The sequence below is a fragment of the Actinokineospora sp. genome, from assembly GCF_052390155.1.
Classification (GTDB): Bacteria; Actinomycetota; Actinomycetes; order Mycobacteriales; family Pseudonocardiaceae; genus Actinokineospora.
Window position 1 is genome coordinate 132770 of record NZ_JBQTHF010000056.1, and the last position, 18974, is coordinate 151743.

Consider the following 18974-nt stretch of genomic DNA (forward strand, 5'->3'; position numbering starts at 1 on the left):
TCCGTGGGAGGGTCTGCCGTCGAATCTTCGGGCGGAGATCGAGAGCAGGACTGGCGGAGTGATCTCTGCGGTGCCGGTCTCGGGTGGGGCCGCAGAGATCGCCTTGAACCTCACCACAGCCTCGGGGCAGGTGTTTCTCAAGGGTGCGCGTGGCGAACGGGCCGGAATCGAGCGTCGGGTGCAGAAATTTCTCCCTGCTCGCGCGCCGAAGATGTTATGGCATACGGACGTGGACTCCTGGCTGATTCTCGCGTTCGAGTACATCTCAGGTCGTAATGCCGTCCTCACGCCAGGATCGCCCGATCTTGGGCTCGTTGCCGATGCGGTGCGCGACATCTCTGGCGTTCGGTGTCCTGAACTGCCGGTGCTTCCGGCCGAGAAGAGATGGGCTCCCTACGCCACTGCGGAGCGGCTGAACTATCTCCGTGGCGACAGCCTCGTCCACACGGATCCCACCGCCGAGAACTTCATTGTCACCGATGGTGGAGTCCGAGTCGTGGACTGGGGATGGCCGAGCTTGGGGGCACCCTGGCTCGACACCGCCACGTTGGTCGTGCGGTTGATCCAATCGGGGCACGACCCCTGGCAGGCCGAGGACTGGGCCGCAGACGTTTCGGCATGGCGCGCTGCACCGCGTGCGGGGATACGGGTCTACGCAGAGGTTCGAGCCGTCGTTGCGGCGCGGAACTCGGCTCCCATCTGTAGCTCATGGCACACCTACCTCGCTTGGCTGAACACTGTTTGACCAGCGCGTGGCGGTGACTCGGACGTCGAAGTCGGCACCACGCCGCAGGACTACGCGGCAAGCCCGCGACCCCGCCGGAGCTGCCTCCGCTGCCCTGACGGGAAGATGGCGATCATGGGATTCGACGGCGCGACCGAGAGCATGATCCGGGCGAACGAGGCCAATTGGGATGCCCGCACCCCAATCCACGTGGCCAGCGAGTTCTACGGCGTCGCCACCCGCGACCCGGCCGACTGGTTCGCCGCCTACGAGTGGGCGGACCTGGGCGAGGTGCGCGCCAAGGACGTCGCGCACCTGCAGTGCCACATCGGTTCGGAGACGATGGCCTTCGCCCGGCGGGGCGCGCGGACGGTCGGGCTGGACATCTCGGCCGAGTCCGTGCGCGCGGCCCAGCGCATCGCGGCGGCGGCCGGGCTCGACGTGTCCTATGTCAAGTCCGATGTGTACAGTGCGGCGGATGCGTTGGGGCGCGGGCGTTTCGACGTCGTCTACACCGGCAAGGGGGCGTTGTGTTTCCTGCCCGACCTCGACCGGTGGGCCGAGCAGGTCGCCGCGCTGCTGCGCCCGGGCGGCCAGTGCTACCTGGTCGAGTTCCACCCGCTGCTGCACTCGCTGAGCCGGGTGCCGCCGCCGGACGGCAGCCAGGACCTGCTGCTGCGCCACGACTATCTCGAAGGCCGCGGCCACGCCCGCGAGGACGGCACCCACACCTACACCGACGGCCCCACGCTGACCGAGGGCCTGGAGTACTACGAGTGGTGCCACGGCCTCGGCGAGGTCGTCACCGCACTGGTGACCGCGGGCCTGCGGATCACGCTCGTGCGGGAGTCCCAGGAGATCCCGTGGCGGCGCTGGGCGGCGATGACCGCAACCGAGGGCGTCTGGCACCGGCTGCCCGAGAGCGCCCCGCGCATCCCGCTGCTCTACGCGGTCCAGGCGGTCAAGCCCGCGCCATGATCGACACCCGTCGCGGGCCTGCCGTTCTTGCAATCCCCGGGAGACTTCCCCGTAGCCTGGCTTTGTGGCCGCAACTCCGACACCACCGCCGACCACGTTCCCCGCCGGGCCCCCGGTGGCTCCCGAGCCACCCGGGCGCGGCCCGGTGCGCAGGCTGGCGGGCCGACTGCTGCTGGTCGCCGCGCTCGTCGCGGCGGCTGTCGGCGGCGTGCTGCTGGTCGAGCGGGCCACCGAGCCGCGCTCGCCATCGGCGCGCCCCCAACGGTTCGTGGTGCCCGCGCTCGACGTCGACCCGGGCGCCGCGGTGCCGCAGGCGCGGCCCGCGCCCACCAGCCCCGACCTGCGCGCGTGGGCCGACATGGTCGCCGCGCGCACCGACATCCCCGCGCGGGCCCTCGTCGCCTACGTCAACGCCGAGCTGACCACCCGGGCGCGCACCCCGGGCTGCAACCTCACCTGGGCCACCCTCGCGGGCGTCGGCCGCGTCGAGTCGCACCACGGCCAGTACCGCGGCACGCGCGTCGGGGAGGACGGCAGGCTGTCCCGGCCGATCATCGGCATCCCGCTCGACGGCTCGCCCGGCGTGCGCGCCATCTCCGACACCGACGGCGGCAGGCTCGACGGCGATACCCGCTGGGACCGCGCGGTCGGCGCGATGCAGTTCCTGCCGACCACCTGGTCGCGTTGGTCGGCCCGCGCCAACGGCGACGGCACCAGCCCCGACCCGCAGAACCTGGACGACGCCGCCCTCACCGCCGCCCGCTACCTGTGCGCCAGCGGCGGCGACCTCGCCACCGGCCGCGGCTGGTGGAAGGCCGTGCTCACCTACAACGAGTCGACCAAGTACGGCCGCGACGTCTTCAGCGGCGCCGACGCCTACGCCCGCAAAGCCGCCGAACTCGGCTAGTGGTCACGACCGCGCTAGGGCCGGTCGCGTTCGACGGCGATTCGGGCGTTCACCTCGCCGAGCGCCTCCTGGTACTCCGGCACCGGGTTCATCGCCACGGCCATTCGGAGCTGGGTCTGCGCCTCGGTGAGTCTGCTCTGCCGCTGCAGCGTCCGGCCGAGCGCGAACCGCGCGTAGTGATCGGTGGGGTCGAGGTCGAGCACCCGGAGAAACGCCTGTTCGGCGCGGCGCAACTGGGCCGAGCCGAGGTAGGCCCGGCCGGCGAGCAACTGCACGCTTGGCGCGTCCGGCTCGGCGTCGAGCACGGGGGCCAGCGCGGCCAGGGCGTCGAGCGGCCTGCGTTGCGCCACCAGCGACTCGGCGTGCCGAAACGCTTCGAAGGTGTCCCTGCCGTCCTCCGTCATAGTTCGATCAACACTACCCGGGGCGGCGCTGTTCCTCGACCCTCCGGCGGAGTGACCGCGCGTGCCTTGCGGCCGTCCGCCGAAGCGCCCGGCTAGGCTCAGGGTGGAGTAGTAGGACGGCTTGTGAGGAGCACCACGTGGCGGTCATCGAGCAGGTCGGCGCACGCGAGATCCTGGACTCGCGCGGCAATCCCACCGTCGAGGTGGAGGTCGCGCTGGACGACGGGACCTTGGCGCGGGCGGCGGTCCCCTCCGGTGCCTCGACCGGCGAACACGAGGCGGTGGAGCTGCGCGACGGCGATCCCAACCGCTACTTCGGCAAGGGCGTGGAGAAGGCCGTCACCGCGGTCCTCGACGAGATCGGCCCCGAGTTGGTGGGCATCGACGCGGTCGACCAGCGCATCGTCGACCAGAAGCTGGTCGACCTCGACGGCACGCCGGACAAGTCGCGGCTGGGGGCCAACGCCATCCTCGGCGTGTCCCTCGCGGTGGCGAAGGCGGCGGCCGAGTCCAGCGGCCTGGAGCTGTTCCGCTACCTCGGCGGCCCGAACGCGCACGTGCTCCCCGTGCCGATGCTGAACATCCTCAACGGCGGCGCGCACGCCGACACCGATGTCGACATCCAGGAGTTCATGATCGCGCCGATCGGCGCGGAGAGCTTCCGCGAGGCGCTGCGCTGGGGCACCGAGGTCTACCACTCGCTCAAGGCCGTGCTCAAGAGCAAGGGCTTGGCCACCGGCCTCGGCGACGAGGGTGGCTTCGCGCCCAGCCTGTCCAACAACCGCGAGGCGCTCGACCTGATCCTGGTCGCCATCGAGAAGGCGGGCTACACCCCGGGCCGCGACATCGCGCTCGCCCTGGACGTCGCGGCCACCGAGTTCTACGCCGACGGCGCCTACACCTTCGAGGGCGCCAAGAAGAGCGCCGAGCAGCTCAACGCCTACTACACCGAGCTGATCGACGCCTACCCGATGGTGTCGATCGAGGACCCGCTCGCCGAGGACGACTGGGACGGCTGGGTGCGGCTGACCGCCGAGATCGGCGAGCGCGTCCAACTTGTCGGCGACGACCTGTTCGTCACCAACCCCGACCGGCTGGAGGAGGGCATCGCCCGGCGCGCGGCCAACGCGCTGCTGGTGAAGGTCAACCAGATCGGCACCCTGTCCGAGACGCTCGACGCGGTCACCCTCGCCACCTCGTACGGCTACCGCAGCATGATGAGCCACCGGTCGGGCGAGACCGAGGACACCACGATCGCCGACCTCGCCGTCGCGACGGGGGTCGGTCAGATCAAGTCCGGCGCCCCCGCCCGCAGCGAGCGCGTCGCCAAGTACAACCAGCTCCTGCGCATCGAGGAGACCCTCGGCGACGCCGCGCGGTACGCGGGCGACCTCGCGTTCCCGCGCTTCACGCCGGAGTCCTAGCGCGATGGCGGGGCGCGGAACGGAGCGGGGCGGCCGCAGCAGTGGCGCGGCGGCCGCGCGCAGGCCGGAGAGCGTCCGCAGGCCGCGCTCGGCCGCCGCGCCCCAGGAGGAGCCACCGCGTCCCGTGTCGGTGGGCAGGCGCAAGTTGCGGGCCCCGCTCGGGCTGTCCACGACGCGCCGTGCCGCCGTTCTCGCGACGGTGGTCGGCGCGCTGGCGCTGAGTGTGGCGGTGCCGCTGCGGACGTACTTGTCGCAGCGGTCCGATGTGGAGTTACAGGAGCAGCGCCAGGCCGACTTACGGGCCCAGGTCGACCAACTTGAGCAGCGCAAGGCGCAGTTGGCCGACCCGGAGCAGGTGAAGGCCGAGGCCCGCAGGAGACTGCGGTACGTGATGCCGGGAGAGACGCCGTACATGGTCGAGTTGCCAGCCGACGCGGGCGGACCGGGTGCCGACCCGGCCCGGCCGAACCCGATTCCGCAGCAGGTCTGGTACCAGGCGTTGTGGGACTCGGTGACGGGGGCGCGCGGGTGATCTTCGAACCGGTCACCCAGACCGACCGCGACACCGTCGCCGAGCAGTTGGGCCGCACCCCGCGCGCCATCCGCGCCGTCGCGGCCCGCTGCCCGAGCGGCCACCCGTCGGTCATCCAGACCAGCCCCCGGCTGGAGGACGGCACCCCGTTCCCCACGCTGTACTACTTGACGTGCGCCAAGTTGGCGTCGTTGGTGAGCACGCTGGAGACCACCGGCCTGATGCGCGAGATGACCGAGCGCTTGGCGGTGGACCCGGACTTGGCGGCGCAGTATCTGGCTGCCCACAAGGATTATCTGGCTGAGCGTGACGCCATTTCCGCACTGGGCACGGAAGTCAGCGCGGGCGGCATGCCGGGCCGCGTCAAGTGCCTGCATGTGCACGTGGCGCACGCCTTGGCCAAGGGCCCCGGCGTCAACCCGTTCGGGGACGAGGCATTGGCCCTACTCGCCGATTCCTGGCCCACCGCCGGGTGCGCCGGCTAGGGCGTCACGCGGTCCACCAAGGCGGTGGTGTCCAGTCCACGAGGGAGGTCGCCGAGGACTGAGCGGTCGTTTCCGCCCAGGCGGGACGCCAGGAACCCCTCAGCCACCACACCAGGCGCGTGGCGCACGAGCAGGCTTCCCTGAAGGCACAGCGTGATCAGCGACGCCACCCGCCGCGCTCGGGCGGGCTCGGCGGCGCTCGCCTCCGCCGTCAGGGTCGCCACCGCCGCGTCCAACCGCGAATCCGCGCCCGCGGTGGCGCCCAGCTCCGCCAGTAGAGCGTCCATACTGGACGGTTCCCGGGACAGTGCCCGCAACACGTCCAGGGCCGTGACGTTGCCCGATCCCTCCCAAATGGACATCAACGGCGCTTCGCGGTAGATCCGCGGCATTCCCGATTCCTCGACGTATCCGTTGCCCCCCAAGCACTCCAACGCCTCGGCTACCACCATCGGCGCCCGCTTGCAGATGAAGAACTTCGCCGCGGGCAGCGCCACCCGCAGCAGCGGGCCCGAGGAGTCCACTTCGGACGCCAGGCGCATGGCCAGCACCGTGGCCGCCTCCGACTCCAGCGCGAGGTCGGCCAGCACCGCCGCCATCGCGGGCTGGTCCCGCAGCCGGGCGCCGAACGCCGACCGGTGGGCCGCGTGGTGTGCCGCCTCCGACAGTGCGATTCGGATGCCCGCCGTCGACCCGAGCACGCAGTCGAGGCGGGTCATGGTGACCATCTCGATGATCGTGCGCACGCCTCGGCCCTCGTCGCCGACACGCCAGCCGACGGCGCCGGTGTACTCGATCTCGGCGGACGCGTTCGACTTGTTGCCCAGCTTGTCCTTGAGCCGTTGCACCCGCAGCGCGTTGCGGGTGCCGTCGGGCAGCACGCGGGGGAGCACGAAACAGGTGAGGCCGCCGGGAGCCTGCGCCAGGGTGAGGAACAGGTCGTTCATCGGCGCGCTGGTGAACCACTTGTGGCCCACCATCGAGTAGGTTCCGTCGGCGAGCGGCGTGGCGGTCGTGGTGTTGGCCCGGACGTCGGAGCCGCCCTGCTTCTCGGTCATCGACATGCCCGCGAGCAGCCCCGCCTTGCCGCTCGGCTCGCGCAGGCCCGGGTCGTACACCGGCGACCGCAGGCCCGGCTCGAAGCGCGCGGCCAGTTCGGGCGCGTGCCGCAGCGCGGGGACGGCGGCGTAGGTCATCGAGATCGGGCAGCCGTGGCCGCCCTCGACCTGCGACCACACGGTGAACGCGGCGGCTCGGCGCAGGTGCGCGTGCGGCCCGGCGTCCGGCGCCCACGGCGCGGCGTGCAGGCCGTGTGCCACGGCCCGCGCCATCAGCCAGTGCCACGACGGGTGGAACTCGACCTCGTCGACCCGGTGGCCGTAGCGGTCGTGCGTGCGCAGGACCGGCGGATGCTCGTTGGCGAGCCTGCCGTGCTCGCGGGCGAGCGCCGAGCCCGCCTCCACGGCCAGCGCCGACAGCGAGGCGACGACCTCGGCCGAGCCGAACGCCCGCAGCGCGCCCACGAGCGCCGGGTCGCAGCCGAGCGGGTCGAACCCGGACAGCGGCGGGACCTGGTTGGCGACCTCGTGGGTCGCGTCGAGTGGCGGTGCGGGGGACTCGATCGCGGTCATTACCCGAGAGTAACCCGATCACGGGGGCAACCGAAGGGGCGGTTCAGGACGGCGTAGCGGGTGAACAGTGGGTAGTCGATCGGGCGGCTATCGGCTGACTTGTAGCCCTATCTATGGGTGAATGTGTCGCAAACGGTGACTCCTGGCGACAGATAAGGCAGGGTAGATGGCCGGACGAGCGTCACCCAGGTCGGCGACCGCCGGCGGTCAGGCAAGGCGAGGGGGCTGGTTTCTGGTGAGTGCGGCGAAGGGCAAAGGCAAGCGGGTTGGCAAGCGGCGCCGCGGCGCGGTCGCGGCGGTCGGAGCCCTGCTGCTGGTGCCCGCCGTGGCGGCGGGCGAGCCGGTCGACTGGGGCAGCCCGGACGACAGCGCCCGGATCGCGCTCGCGGGCAACGCGGGCGGCGGGCTCATCGGCCTGACCGACCCGGCGGACGTCAGCGCAGACGGCTCGGTCCCGGAGGATCGGCAGCTCGGCGCCGAGGTGCTGGCGCTCGCGGGCACCCCGGACCAGTTCGGCGGCGTCACGCTGCCCAGCGGCCCGCTCGGCATCCCCGGCACCATGCTCGACGCGTACCTGCGGGCGGCGCGCACGCTGGCGACCACCACCCCGGGCTGCCACCTGGAGTGGCCGCTGCTGGCCAGCATCGGCCGGATCGAGTCCAACCACGCCCGCGGCGGCCGAGTCGACGCCAGCGGCCGCACGGCCGCGCCGATCCTGGGCCCCGTGCTCAACGGCGGCGGTTTCGCCGCGATCAGCGACACCGACGGCGGCCGCTACGACGGCGACGCTCGCTGGGACCGCGCGGTCGGCCCGATGCAGTTCATCCCGTCGACCTGGAAGGGCTACGCCAGCGACGGCAACGGCGACGGTCAGACCGACCCGAACAACATCTACGACGCCACTGTCGGCGCGGGCAAGTACCTCTGCTCCGGCGGCCTGGACATGGCGAACCCGCAGGCGCGGGCCACCGCGGTGTTCCGCTACAACCACTCCGACAGCTACGTGCGCACGGTCCTGTTCTGGGCCGACGCCTACGCCAAGGGCGTCACCCCCGTGCCGACGACCCCGGTGGACTCCATCGACCAGGTCGCGCTCCCCGCCCCGCGGCAGCCGCAGCCGGTGCCCCCGGTGCCCGGCGTCGACCCGACGCAGTCGCCGAGCGTTCCGCCGTCGACCACCGTGGCGCCGGACGGGTCGAGCTCGACGCAGCCGACCACCACGACGACGGAGCCGACGACCACCACGACGACCACCCCGTCGTGCGGCCCGACCCCCACCACGACGCCGTCCGCGACGACCACGACCACGCCGCCGACCACGACGACCACCACCACGCCCGACCCGTGCGCGCCGACCACCACCACCACCACCACCACCACCGCGCCCGCGAACTCCACCCAGCCGAGCGGCCCGGCAGGCTCCGCGATCCCGACCACAACGCCCTGACCCGCCGGAACCAGATGTAGGGGCTCTGCACAACGTGGCTGCCAACCGCACCCAAGGGGAACGAGACGCAACCCAGCCGCAGGCACCCACCAACCCGGACTGGGCCAACCCGAGGTGCCCACCAGGGTTAAAATCCGGGGTGGCGGACCAGTCCAGGGTTGCCGCGATCGACTGCGGAACGAATTCCATCCGGCTGCTCGTCGCCGACCTGACCGTGCGCGCCGACGGGTCGGTGTGGACGCGCGACGTGCACCGGGAGATGCGGGTGGTCCGGCTCGGCCAGGGCGTCGACGCGACCGGTGTGCTCGCGCAGGCGGCGTTGGCCCGCACCCGGGCCGCGCTGCTCGACTACACCGCGATCATGCGCCGCAAGGGCGTCGAGCGGGTCCGCATGGTCGCCACGTCGGCCACCCGCGACGCGGCCAACCGCGCCGAGTTCTTCGCGATGACCCGGGACGTGCTCGGCGTCGAGGCGGAGGTGATCAGCGGCGACGAGGAGGCCCGCCTGTCGTTCCTCGGCGCGGTGAGCGACCTCGCGCCGCAGGACGGGCCGTTCCTGCTCACCGACGTCGGCGGCGGCTCCACCGAACTCGTCCTCGGCACCTGGGACGGCGTCCGGGCGCACGTCGAGGCGGCGCGGTCGGTCGACATCGGGTGTGTCCGGCTCACCGAGCGGGCACTGAAGTCGAACCCGCCAACGGCCGCCGAGATCGCCGCCGCCCGCGAGGTGGCCGATCGGGTGCTGGCCGAGGCGTTCGACGCCGTCCCGGTGGCCCGGGCGCGAACCTGGGTGGGGGTGGCGGGCACCGTCACCACGTTGTCCGCGGTCGCCCACGAACTGCCCGAGTACGACCCCGATCGCATCCACCTGTCCCGGCTCACTCCGGCCGAGATAGCCACTGTGACGAGCCGACTGCTCACTGCCAGTCACGACGAGCGGGCCGCCATCCCGTCCATGCACCCCGGCAGGGTCGACGTCATCGGCGGCGGCGCGATCGTCGTGCGGGCCCTCGCGGATCGGCTCTTCCAGGAGACGCACATCACAGAAATGGTCGTCAGTGAAAACGATATCCCGCACGGAATCGCGCGGTCCGTCGCCGCGAATTCTGACGCTGGGTAATCGAAGTCGATTCGTCTCAACCATGACCTGACACAGTTCGGACAGAAAAGTGTCCGCCTAGCGACCGCTGACCCGGCTCGCCATCCACCGAATGGATGAACTAGCGTTGATTGTGACTCGTTTGTGACGTCCGCGATCGCCGGTCGATTCGCGCCTCCGGTTAACTTCCACTCACTTTCGGAGCGGGCGGTACCGCTTCGTGACGACGGAGCCGATGGCGGACAGCCCGAAAGCACGTCGAACTAGCCTGGGAGGAGACCCATGCGTAAACCACGCTGGATAGCGGCATCGGCGATGTCGCTGACACTCGCGCTCGCGGTCGCGGGGTGCGGCGGAGGAAGCGACCAGAGTGGTGGTGACACCGGGAGCGGTGCGGCGGGCAACCCCGACGGCGCGCTCTCGGCCTTCGCGACCGAGCCGGAGAACCCGCTGGTTCCCGGCAACACGACCGAGAGCGGCGGCAGCAAGGTTGTGCGCGCCCTCTTCACCGGTCTCACCAGCTATGACCCGGTGACCGGCGAGTCGAAGAACGCCATGGCGGAGTCCATCGACACCAAGGACTCCAAGGTCTACACCGTCAAGATCAAGTCCGGCTGGAAGTTCCACGACGGCACCGACGTCAAGGCCAAGAACTTCGTCGACGCCTGGAACTACACCGCCTACAGCCCCAACGGCAACCAGGCCGCCAGCTTCTTCGAGCAGGTCCAGGGCTACAAGGACGTCACCGCGGCCGACCCGGACGGCGCCGCGGGCCCCCTGACGGCGCCCAAGCCCGCCGCCGAGAAGATGTCCGGCCTCAAGGTCGTCGACGACACGACCTTCGAGGTCACCCTCTACGACCCGTTCTCGGTCTTCCCGCTCAAGCTCGGGTACAACCCGTTCTACCCGCTGCCGGACTCGTTCTTCGCCGACCAGAAGGCTTGGGAGGCCAAGCCGGTCGGCAACGGCCCGTTCAAGTACGTCTCGCGCCAGCCGAACGCCAACATCGTGCTGACCCGCTTCGACGACTACAAGGGCGACGACAAGCCGAAGTTCAAGGACCTCACCTTCAAGATCTACGAGTCGAACGAGGCCGCTTACGCCGCGACCGTCTCCGGTGAGCTGGACTTCCTCGACACCGTCCCGTCCGCGGGCATCACCGGCGGCAAGTACAAGGAAGACCTGCCCAACCGCAACGGCTCCACGCCGTACATGGGCAACCAGGTCATCGCCTTCCCGCTCTACCAGCCGCAGTGGCAGAACGTCGACCTGCGCAAGGCCATCTCGCTGGCCATCAACCGCCAGGAGATCGTCGACAAGATCTTCGAGGGCACCCGCATCCCGGCCGACGGCTGGGTGAACCCGGCGGTCCCCGGCTACGCCAAGGGCCAGTGTGGCGACCTGTGCACGTTCGACCCGACGAAGGCCAAGGAGTTCCTGGCCAAGTCCGGCTACACCGGCACGATCGAGCTGACCACCAACGCCGACGGCGGCCACAAGGAGTGGATGACCGCCGCCTGCAACAGCATCAAGAACGCCCTGAATCTGGAATGCACCTACATCCCGATCCCGACGTTCGCCGAGACCCGCCAGATCATCAACGCCAAGCAGGTCAAGGCGATCTACCGTGCGGGCTGGATCGCGGACTACCCGTCGATCGAGAACTTCATGAACCAGCTCTACCGCACGGGTGCGTCGTCCAACGACGGTGACTACTCCAACAAGAAGCTCGACGACCTGCTGGTCAAGGCCGACGCGGCCCCCAGCGTCGACGAGGCCAACAAGCTCTACCAGGAGGCCGAGCGCATCCTGGCCGAGGACATGCCCGCCATCCCGCTGTGGAACCAGACCGCGCAGTACGGCTGGTCCGAGCGGGTGGACAATGTCCGCCTGAGCTCGCTGCGTGAACTCGACCTGTCCACGGTGACGGTCAAGAAGTAGCCAGTGTCACTCCGGGCCGGGGTGCGGCGATCCCGCACCCCGGCCCGGAGTCAGGTTGGGAGAATGTGATGGGACGCTACGTCCTCCGACGACTTCTACAGCTCATCCCGGTGTTCCTCGGGACCACCTTCTTGATCTACTGGCTGGTGTGGGCGCTGCCCGGCGACCCGTTCGCGGGCAAGTGCGGCGACCGCCCGTGCAACGACGCCTACGTCAACCTGATGCAGGACAAGTTCAACCTCAACGACCCGCTGATCGTTCAGTACGGCAAGTACATGCTGAATTTGATCCAGGGCGACTTCGGCCAGACGTTCCGGGGCAGCCAGGTCGGCGAACTCATCTCCAACGCCTACCCGAACACGGTCCGCCTCGCGTTGGTGGCGCTCGCCATCGAAGCGGTCATCGGCCTCAGCGCGGGCATCCTCACCGGCCTGCGCGGCCGGGGTTTCCTGGACAACCTGACGCTCGTCTCGACCCTGTTCCTGATCTCGCTGCCGGTGTTCGTCACCGGCTTCGTGCTGCAAATCTTCCTGGGCTTCGAACTGGGGCTGATCAAGACCACGGTGTCGTCCTCGCCCGCGCCCTGGGCGCAGTTGATCGCCCCCGGCTTCGTGCTGGGCAGCCTGTCCATGGCTTACGTGACAAGGCTGATGCGGACGTCGATCGCGGAGAACAAACACGCCGACTACGTGCGCACCGCGGTGGCCAAGGGCCTGCCGCAGCGCCGGGTGGTGGGCGTGCACCTGCTGCGCAACTCGGCGATCCCGGTCATCACCTTCCTCGGCACCGACCTCGGCGCCCTCATGGGCGGCGCGATCGTCACCGAGGGGATCTTCGACATCAAGGGCATCGGAAACCTCGTCTACGACGGCATTCTGGGCAAGGACGGCCTGATCGTCACCGGCGTCGTCACCCTGCTGGTCATGGTCTATCTGCTCTCCAACCTGCTGGTGGACCTGCTCTACGCCGTCCTCGACCCAAGGATTCGCTATGACTGACCCGAGCACGGCGGTCACCGGCGCCGCGATGACCACGTCGGCGGACGAGTTCGTCACCGGCCTGGAACACGCCGAGAACCCGCGGCTCAACAAGCCGCGGAGTCTCGCCTCGGACGCCTGGCACGATCTGCGCAGACGGCCCCTGTTCGTGATCTCCGCGGCGTTGATCCTGTTGATCCTGGTGATGGCTGCCTTCCCGGGCCTGTTCACCTCCGTGGACCCGACCTACGCCGAACTCGGCCGCAGTCGGGAGGGGCCGTCGGGGCAGGCCTGGTTCGGCTACGACAACCAGGGCGCGGACATCTTCGCCAGGACGATCTACGGCGCCCGCGCGTCGATCATCGTCGGCATCTGCGCCACGGCGCTCACGGTGCTGATCGGCGGCACGCTCGGGCTGCTGTCGGGCTTCTACGGCGGCTGGCTCGACGGGTTGATGTCCCGTATCGCGGACGTGTTCTTCGGCCTGCCGTTCGTGCTCGGCGCCATCGTGATCCTGTCCAGCTTCGGGGCCACCGGCAGCAAGAACGTCGCGCAGATCATGTTCCTGGTGATCGTGTCGATCTCGCTGCTGTCCTGGCCGGTCTGCATGCGCATCATGCGGTCCGCGGCGATCACCGCCAAGCAGCAGGACTACGTCAAGGCGGCCAGGGCGCTGGGCGCGAGCACGTCGCGGATCATCCTGCGGCACATGCTGCCCAACGCCGTCGCGCCCGTGCTGGTGTACTCCACGATCGCGCTCGGCGCGTTCATCGGCGCCGAGGCGACGCTGTCGTTCCTCGGCCTCGGACTGCGCGCGCCCGTCGTGTCGTGGGGCGTGATGATCGCGGACTCGCGCGACATCATCCGCGTCGCACCGCACACGCTGCTGTTCCCGGCAGCCTTCCTGACCGCGACCGTGCTGGCCTTCGTGATGCTCGGCGACGCCGTGCGCGAAGCGCTGGACCCGAAGATGAGGTAATGGCGCGATGTCGACACAATCCATTGTGGACACCGAAGGGGCCGGACCGGTCCCCGGTGCGCCGATGCTGGCGGTCGAGGACCTCTTCGTCGAGTTCCGCACCCGCGACGGCGTGGCCAAGGTGCTCAACGGCGTGAGCTATCACGTCCAGGCAGGCGAGACCGTCGCGGTGCTGGGCGAGTCCGGCTCCGGCAAGAGCGTCACCGCCCAGACGATCATGGGCATCCTGGACATGCCGCCGGGGTACATCACCGGCGGCTCGATCCGGTTCCACGGCGAGGAGCTGCTCACCGCGAGCGAACGGCGCAGGCGGGAGATCCGCGGCTCGGGCATCGCGATGATCTTCCAGGACGCGCTCTCCGCGCTGAACCCGGTGTTCACCGTCGGGTTCCAGATCGAGGAGCAGTTGCGGCTGCGCCGCGGAATGTCCAGAAAGGACGCCCGCAAGCGCGCGGTCGAACTGCTCGACCAGGTCAAGATCCCCAACCCCAAGGGGCGCGTGCGGCAGTACCCGCACGAGTTCTCCGGCGGCATGCGCCAGCGCGCGATGATCGCGATGTCGCTGGCGCTCGACCCGGAGATGCTGATCGCCGACGAGCCGACCACCGCCCTCGACGTCACCGTGCAGGCCCAGATCATGGACCTGCTCAAGGAGATCCAGGTCGAGCGGAACATGGGCCTGATCCTGATCACGCACGACCTCGGCGTGGTCGCCGAGGTCGCCGACCGGATCGCGGTCATGTACGCGGGCCGGATCGTCGAGCAGTCCGACGCGCGGTCGCTCTACCGCAAGCCGGGCCACCCGTACACGTTGGCACTGCTCGACTCGCTGCCCCGGCTCGACCAGAAGGGCACCGAGCTCAACACCATCAAGGGCCTGCCGCCGAGCCTGCTCAACATCCCGCGCGGCTGCCCGTTCCACCCGCGTTGTCCGCGGGTCGAGGACATCTGCAAGTCCGAGATCCCCGCCCAGCACCGCACGGTGTCCGGTCGGATGAGCGCCTGCCACTTCGCCGAGGAGCTGGTGTCGGAGTGACCGACAACATCATCGAGGTCCGCGGCCTCGTCAAGCACTTCCCGGTGCGGGTCGGCGTGCTGTTCAAGCGCGTCGTCGGCCAGGTCCGGGCCGTCGACGGGGTCTCCTTCGACCTCCGGCGCGGCGAAACCCTCGGCGTGGTCGGCGAATCCGGCTGCGGCAAGTCGACGCTCGCGCAGGTGCTGATGCGCCTGGAGCCGCCCACCGGCGGCACCGCGACGTTCGAGGGCCGGGACATGTTCGCGATGAAGGGCGCGGAGCTGCGCAAGCTGCGCCGCGACATCCAGATCGTGCTGCAGGACCCGTACACCTCGCTCAACCCGCGGATGACCGTCGGCGACATCGTCGGCGAGCCGTTCGAGATCCACCCCGAGGTGGCGCCGAAGGGGTCGCGGGCGCAGAAGGTGCGCGAGCTGCTCGACGTGGTCGGGCTCAACCCCGAGCACATCAACCGTTACCCGCACCAGTTCTCCGGCGGCCAGCGCCAGCGCATCGGCATCGCCCGCGCGCTTGCCTTGCGGCCCAAGGTGATCGTCTGCGACGAGCCGGTGTCCGCGCTCGACGTGTCGATCCAGGCGCAGGTGATGAACCTGCTCGGCGACCTGCAGTCCGAGTTCGGACTGTCCTATCTGTTCATCGCGCACGACCTCTCGGTGGTCCGCCACCTGTCCGACCGGGTCGCCGTGATGTACCTGGGCAAGGTCGTCGAGATCGGCAGCGAGAAAGAGATCTACGAGCACCCGACGCACCCGTACACCCAGGCGTTGCTGTCCGCGGTGCCGGTGCCCGACCCCGAACTGCGCGGCCAGCGGCAGATCATCCGGCTTGAGGGCGACGTGCCCAGCCCGGTCGATCCGCCGTCGGGCTGCCGATTCCGCACGCGCTGCTGGAAGGCGCGGGACCTCTGCGCCGAGGAGGAGCCGGAGCTCAAGATCCGGGTCGCCGACCACCCGAGCGCGTGCCATTTCGCCGAAGAGAAATCAGTCGTTCCCTGATGTCGGGGCAGAACTCAGGGACGCACAAGGAAAGTCGAGGAGGAGTTCGCGTGAAGCGACGCAAGACCCTGGTGTCTGTGCTCGCGGCCCCCCTGGTCGTGGCACTGGCAGGCTTGGTGGCACCCAGTGCCGCCAACGCACAGCCGGATCTGTCCGGCAAGACGGTCGAGTTCAACATTCTTGCCGCCGATGGCGCCGACGTGGCCGCCACCGAGGCCGCGGTCCGCGCGGCCGGCGGCACCGTGGTCACCAGCAACAAGGCCGCTGGTCTGATCACCGCCACGGCGCCGGAGAACGGCTTCACCGCGCGCCTCGCGGGCAACCGGTCGGTCGACACCGCCGCGCGCGTCAAGACGATCGGCCAGGCGCCCTCCGTGCGGGCGAACAAGGCCAGCGCCAAGGCCGTCGAGCAGGAGCACAAGGCCGCGAAGGCCGGTACCAAGGGCGCCAAGAACGCCGCCACCGCGGGCATGGACCCGTTGGACTCGCAGCTCTGGGGTCTGACCGCGGTCCGCTCCGACCTCGCCCGCACCAGGCAGGCAGGCGACAAGCGGGTCAAGGTCGGCATCCTCGACACGGGTGTCGACGGCAACCACCCGGACATCGCGCCGAACTTCGACCGCGCGCTGTCGCGCAACTTCACCCGCGACATCCCGTTCGACGAGAACGGCAACGTTGTCGACGGCCCGTGTGAGTACCGCGGCTGCGTCGACCCGGCCGACGTCGACAACGGCAGCCACGGCACGCACGTGGCGGGCACCATCGCCGCCGCGGCCGACGGCTTCGGGCTCTCCGGTGTCGCGCCGAACGTGTCCATTGTGAACATTCGCGGCGCGCAGGACTCCGGCTACTTCTTCCTGCAGCCGGTCGTCGACGCGATGACCTACGCGGGTGACGCCGGGCTCGACGTGGTCAACATGTCGTTCTTCGTCGACCCGTGGCTGTTCAACTGCTCCGCCAACCCGGCGGACACCGCCGAGCAGCAGGCGCAGCAGCGGCTCATCGTGCGATCGATCAGCCGCGCGATGGACTACGCCCACCGCAAGGGTGTTTCGCAGATCGTGTCGCTGGGCAACAGCCACCAGGACATGGCCAACCCGCTGCCCGACGCCACCAGCCCGAACTACCCGGCTGGCAACGAGCACCTGCGCCAGATCGACAACGCCACCTGCCTCACCATGCCGAGCGAGGGCCCGCACGCCATCGGCGTCAGCGCCTACGGCCCGTCGCAGGACAAGGCGGACTACTCCAACTACGGCACCGAGCGCATCTCGGTGTCCGCGCCGGGCGGGTACTTCCGCGACGGTTTCGGCACCCCGTGGTTCCGAACCAACGAGAACCTGATCCTGTCGGCCTACCCGCAGAACGTGGCACTCACCGAAGGCGCCATCGACGCGGACGGCAACGTCACGCCGGACGGCGAGGCGCTCGGCGTGCAGAAGGCGTGCAAGGCCGACGGAGTCTGCGGCTACTACCAGTTCCTGCAGGGCACCTCGATGGCCTCCCCGCACGCCTCCGGTGTGGCGGCGCTGATCGTGTCGCAGTACGGCAAGTACTCGCGCGGTTCGGTGTCGCTGGCCCCGGACAAGGTGCGTCGGGTCCTGGAGGGCACCGCCGCTGACATCTCCTGCCCGACCCCGCGCACCTTCAGCTACGCCAACGTCGGCCGCCCGGCCGAGTTCGATGCCACCTGCGTCGGCACGCCCGCCTTCAACGGCTTCTACGGTCACGGTTCCGTGGATGCCTGGGCCGCCGTCACCAACGGCAAGAAGTTCCTGAAGTAGTTCGCAACACCTGTCCCGCCCGCGGGGTGGGGACCGCTTTCCGCGGTCTCCACCCCCGTTTCGCGTGCTAGGGCGGCGGTCGCAGCCACACCTGGTAGAGGGTCCGGCCCCAGGCGAGGACCGCGCCGCCGAGGGTTTCCAGGGAGAACCAGCCGTCGATGTCGCCGGGGCCGTTGAAGCCCGGTTCGCCGCGGCCGAGCCAGAGGGCGGGGTCGCCGTTGACGGTGAAGGCGACTATCGAGATCGCGAACCCGACGAAGGCGAGCAGCACGCTGAGCCTGCCGAAGCGGACGATCGCGATGATCGCCACGACCAGCAGCACGACGTCCAGCCCGGCGGCGAAGGCGTCCACCGAGACCCAGATCAGCGTGATGCGCTCCACCCGCAGTCGCGCCCGCGCGGTGTCGTCCGGTTTGCCCTGCGCCTCCCGCAGCGCCACGCAGGCGTCGAGCACGCGGTGGTAGCCCCAGATCATGGCCAGGATGAGCAGGCCGATGAACCACGCCCACTTGACCGCGGGGAACGCGAGCACGGGGGCGTTGCCGAGCAGGTAGACGGCGGGTCCGGGCAGCGAGCCCAACCCGGACCGGTAGGCGAGCACGACCAGTGCGACCGGGCCGAGGATCAGCGGCGCCCAGAAGATCCCGTACCCGGACACGACCGCGACGAGCAGCCAGAACGCGGCGATCGGCAGCCACACCCACAGTCCCGTGACGAGCTTGCGGCGGTGGCCGTCGATGTCGGCCACGTCGGGTCGCAGCGGGGTGGTGTACGGGTAGTTCGACCAGTCGACCGGTGGTTGCGTCATGACCGGCCCCCGCGGACTCGTCGCATCAGCTTGCCGAGCGGCGCCCAGCGCGACAGGGTCTGCGCCCGGTGCAGGAGTTCCTGCGCCCGGTGACCGACGTCGCCGTGCGCGGGTGTCCAGTGTTCGACGGCGGCGATGATCCGGTGTCTGCTCGCGGTCGTCGCGATGCTCTGGTTCACCTCGGGCAGCAGGGTGACGACCAGGAGCGCGAAGATGCCCAACTCCACCCGGTGCCTGCCGCCGAACCGTCCTTTGTAGACGATCTGGTACGGGATCAGGGCCGGAATCCTCGGCTGCGGCGCCATGGCCCGGTGCGCCACCTGGGCGACCAGGCCGAACACCGACTCGACGACCAGGCTTGTGAGGTAGCCGCGGGCGGGGACGAACCACGGCACCAGACCGGCGATCCGGTCGGCCAGTCGCTGCGACGATGCCTCCAGGAGCACATCGAGGGTGTTGCGCACCCGGATCTCCTCGATCGTCGCCCAGTCGACCTGCTGCCCGTTGATCCCGATCCCGTCCGGCGCGAGACGCAGTCCGCCGAAGCGGTCCAGGGTTCGGCGGGTGAAGCCCAGCAGGACCGCCGGAACCCGCGGCGCGGCAGGCAGCAGTTCGCCCAGCGAGACACCCCAGGGCTGCTGGACCGGGCTCTGCGGCCGGGAGACCTGCTCCAGGCGCGCCAGCACCCACAGGTGCGCGCGAGACGGGTCGCTTTCGGTCGGCACCGTCATCCGTCGCCCCCAGAGCGTCACCCACCGTCGTCGTGCGGCGACGGTCGATGTGCAGCCTACGCCGTTCAGCGGTGCCGAATAAGGTCCATTCA

General features: G+C 70.0%; 18 protein-coding genes. 14 read left to right on the top strand and 4 right to left on the bottom strand.

Features of this window, described 5'->3' with window-relative positions:
• Positions 1-58: 58 nt before the first annotated feature.
• The 3 genes from ACT4N7_RS19655 (at position 59) to ACT4N7_RS19665 (ending at position 2609) form a co-directional block, all read left to right on the top strand.
• Positions 59-745, top strand: a complete 687-nt coding sequence (locus tag ACT4N7_RS19655) for a hypothetical protein (RefSeq protein WP_444830233.1) — start codon at positions 59-61, stop codon at positions 743-745.
• Between the two features lie 114 nt (positions 746-859).
• Positions 860-1702, top strand: a complete 843-nt coding sequence (locus ACT4N7_RS19660; RefSeq protein ID WP_444830234.1) for a class I SAM-dependent methyltransferase — start codon at positions 860-862, stop codon at positions 1700-1702.
• Positions 1703-1766: 64 nt separating this feature from the next.
• Entirely contained in the window at positions 1767-2609 is an 843-nt protein-coding gene (locus ACT4N7_RS19665) for a murein transglycosylase (RefSeq protein ID WP_444830235.1), read from the top strand.
• Between the two features lie 14 nt (positions 2610-2623).
• Here ACT4N7_RS19665 and ACT4N7_RS19670 read toward each other — a convergent pair whose 3' ends face one another.
• Positions 2624-3013: a tetratricopeptide repeat protein gene (locus ACT4N7_RS19670; protein WP_444830236.1), complete on the bottom strand. Its 390-nt coding sequence runs from the start codon at positions 3011-3013 to the stop codon at positions 2624-2626.
• A gap of 137 nt (positions 3014-3150) precedes the next feature.
• Between ACT4N7_RS19670 and eno the strand changes: the two genes are divergently transcribed.
• From eno to ACT4N7_RS19685, 3 genes are read left to right on the top strand one after another with little or no spacing between them, the layout of a single operon-like run.
• A complete protein-coding gene (eno, locus tag ACT4N7_RS19675; protein WP_444830237.1) occupies positions 3151-4437 on the top strand; it encodes a phosphopyruvate hydratase in 1287 nt (428 codons plus the stop codon).
• A 4-nt stretch (positions 4438-4441) separates the two neighbouring features.
• Complete coding sequence (locus ACT4N7_RS19680; protein ID WP_444830238.1) at positions 4442-4969, top strand: FtsB family cell division protein; 528 nt, start codon at positions 4442-4444, stop codon at positions 4967-4969.
• Complete coding sequence (locus tag ACT4N7_RS19685) at positions 4966-5454, top strand: DUF501 domain-containing protein (RefSeq protein ID WP_444830239.1); 489 nt, start codon at positions 4966-4968, stop codon at positions 5452-5454. Before ACT4N7_RS19680 ends, ACT4N7_RS19685 begins: the two co-directional genes overlap by 4 nt.
• Here ACT4N7_RS19685 and ACT4N7_RS19690 read toward each other — a convergent pair.
• Positions 5451-7085, bottom strand: coding sequence for an acyl-CoA dehydrogenase family protein (locus tag ACT4N7_RS19690; protein ID WP_444830240.1), 1635 nt, complete (start codon positions 7083-7085; stop codon positions 5451-5453). The two genes, ACT4N7_RS19685 and ACT4N7_RS19690, sit on opposite strands and share 4 nt — an antisense overlap.
• Positions 7086-7320: 235 nt before the next feature.
• On the opposite strand from ACT4N7_RS19690, the gene ACT4N7_RS19695 reads away from it, so the two are divergent.
• From ACT4N7_RS19695 to ACT4N7_RS19730, 8 genes are all read left to right on the top strand, one after another.
• Complete coding sequence (locus ACT4N7_RS19695; RefSeq protein ID WP_444830241.1) at positions 7321-8532, top strand: lytic transglycosylase domain-containing protein; 1212 nt, start codon at positions 7321-7323, stop codon at positions 8530-8532.
• Between the two features lie 139 nt (positions 8533-8671).
• Positions 8672-9652, top strand: a complete 981-nt coding sequence (locus ACT4N7_RS19700; RefSeq protein WP_444830242.1) for a Ppx/GppA phosphatase family protein — start codon at positions 8672-8674, stop codon at positions 9650-9652.
• A 261-nt stretch (positions 9653-9913) separates the two neighbouring features.
• A complete protein-coding gene (locus ACT4N7_RS19705) occupies positions 9914-11572 on the top strand; it encodes a peptide ABC transporter substrate-binding protein (RefSeq protein ID WP_444830243.1) in 1659 nt (552 codons plus the stop codon).
• 68 nt (positions 11573-11640) lie between these two features.
• Positions 11641-12570: an ABC transporter permease gene (locus ACT4N7_RS19710; protein WP_444830244.1), complete on the top strand. Its 930-nt coding sequence runs from the start codon at positions 11641-11643 to the stop codon at positions 12568-12570.
• Complete coding sequence (locus tag ACT4N7_RS19715; RefSeq protein ID WP_444830245.1) at positions 12563-13528, top strand: ABC transporter permease; 966 nt, start codon at positions 12563-12565, stop codon at positions 13526-13528. The genes ACT4N7_RS19710 and ACT4N7_RS19715 overlap by 8 nt, the downstream gene beginning before the upstream one ends.
• 64 nt (positions 13529-13592) lie before the next feature.
• The gene (locus ACT4N7_RS19720; protein WP_444830323.1) at positions 13593-14564 is read left to right on the top strand and encodes an ABC transporter ATP-binding protein; all 972 of its coding nucleotides are present in this window, start codon (positions 13593-13595) and stop codon (positions 14562-14564) included.
• A complete protein-coding gene (locus ACT4N7_RS19725) occupies positions 14561-15559 on the top strand; it encodes an ABC transporter ATP-binding protein (RefSeq protein ID WP_444830246.1) in 999 nt (332 codons plus the stop codon). The genes ACT4N7_RS19720 and ACT4N7_RS19725 overlap by 4 nt, the downstream gene beginning before the upstream one ends.
• Positions 15560-15609: 50 nt before the next feature.
• The gene (locus ACT4N7_RS19730; protein WP_444830247.1) at positions 15610-17343 is read left to right on the top strand and encodes a S8 family serine peptidase; all 1734 of its coding nucleotides are present in this window, start codon (positions 15610-15612) and stop codon (positions 17341-17343) included.
• A 67-nt stretch (positions 17344-17410) separates the two neighbouring features.
• Here the strand turns inward: ACT4N7_RS19730 and ACT4N7_RS19735 are convergent, their stop codons facing one another.
• Together ACT4N7_RS19735 and ACT4N7_RS19740 are read right to left on the bottom strand one after the other, a co-directional pair.
• Positions 17411-18151, bottom strand: coding sequence for a hypothetical protein (locus ACT4N7_RS19735; RefSeq protein ID WP_444830248.1), 741 nt, complete (start codon positions 18149-18151; stop codon positions 17411-17413).
• Positions 18148-18882, bottom strand: a complete 735-nt coding sequence (locus tag ACT4N7_RS19740) for a hypothetical protein (protein ID WP_444830249.1) — start codon at positions 18880-18882, stop codon at positions 18148-18150. The genes ACT4N7_RS19735 and ACT4N7_RS19740 overlap by 4 nt, the downstream gene beginning before the upstream one ends.
• Positions 18883-18974 lie beyond the last annotated feature (92 nt).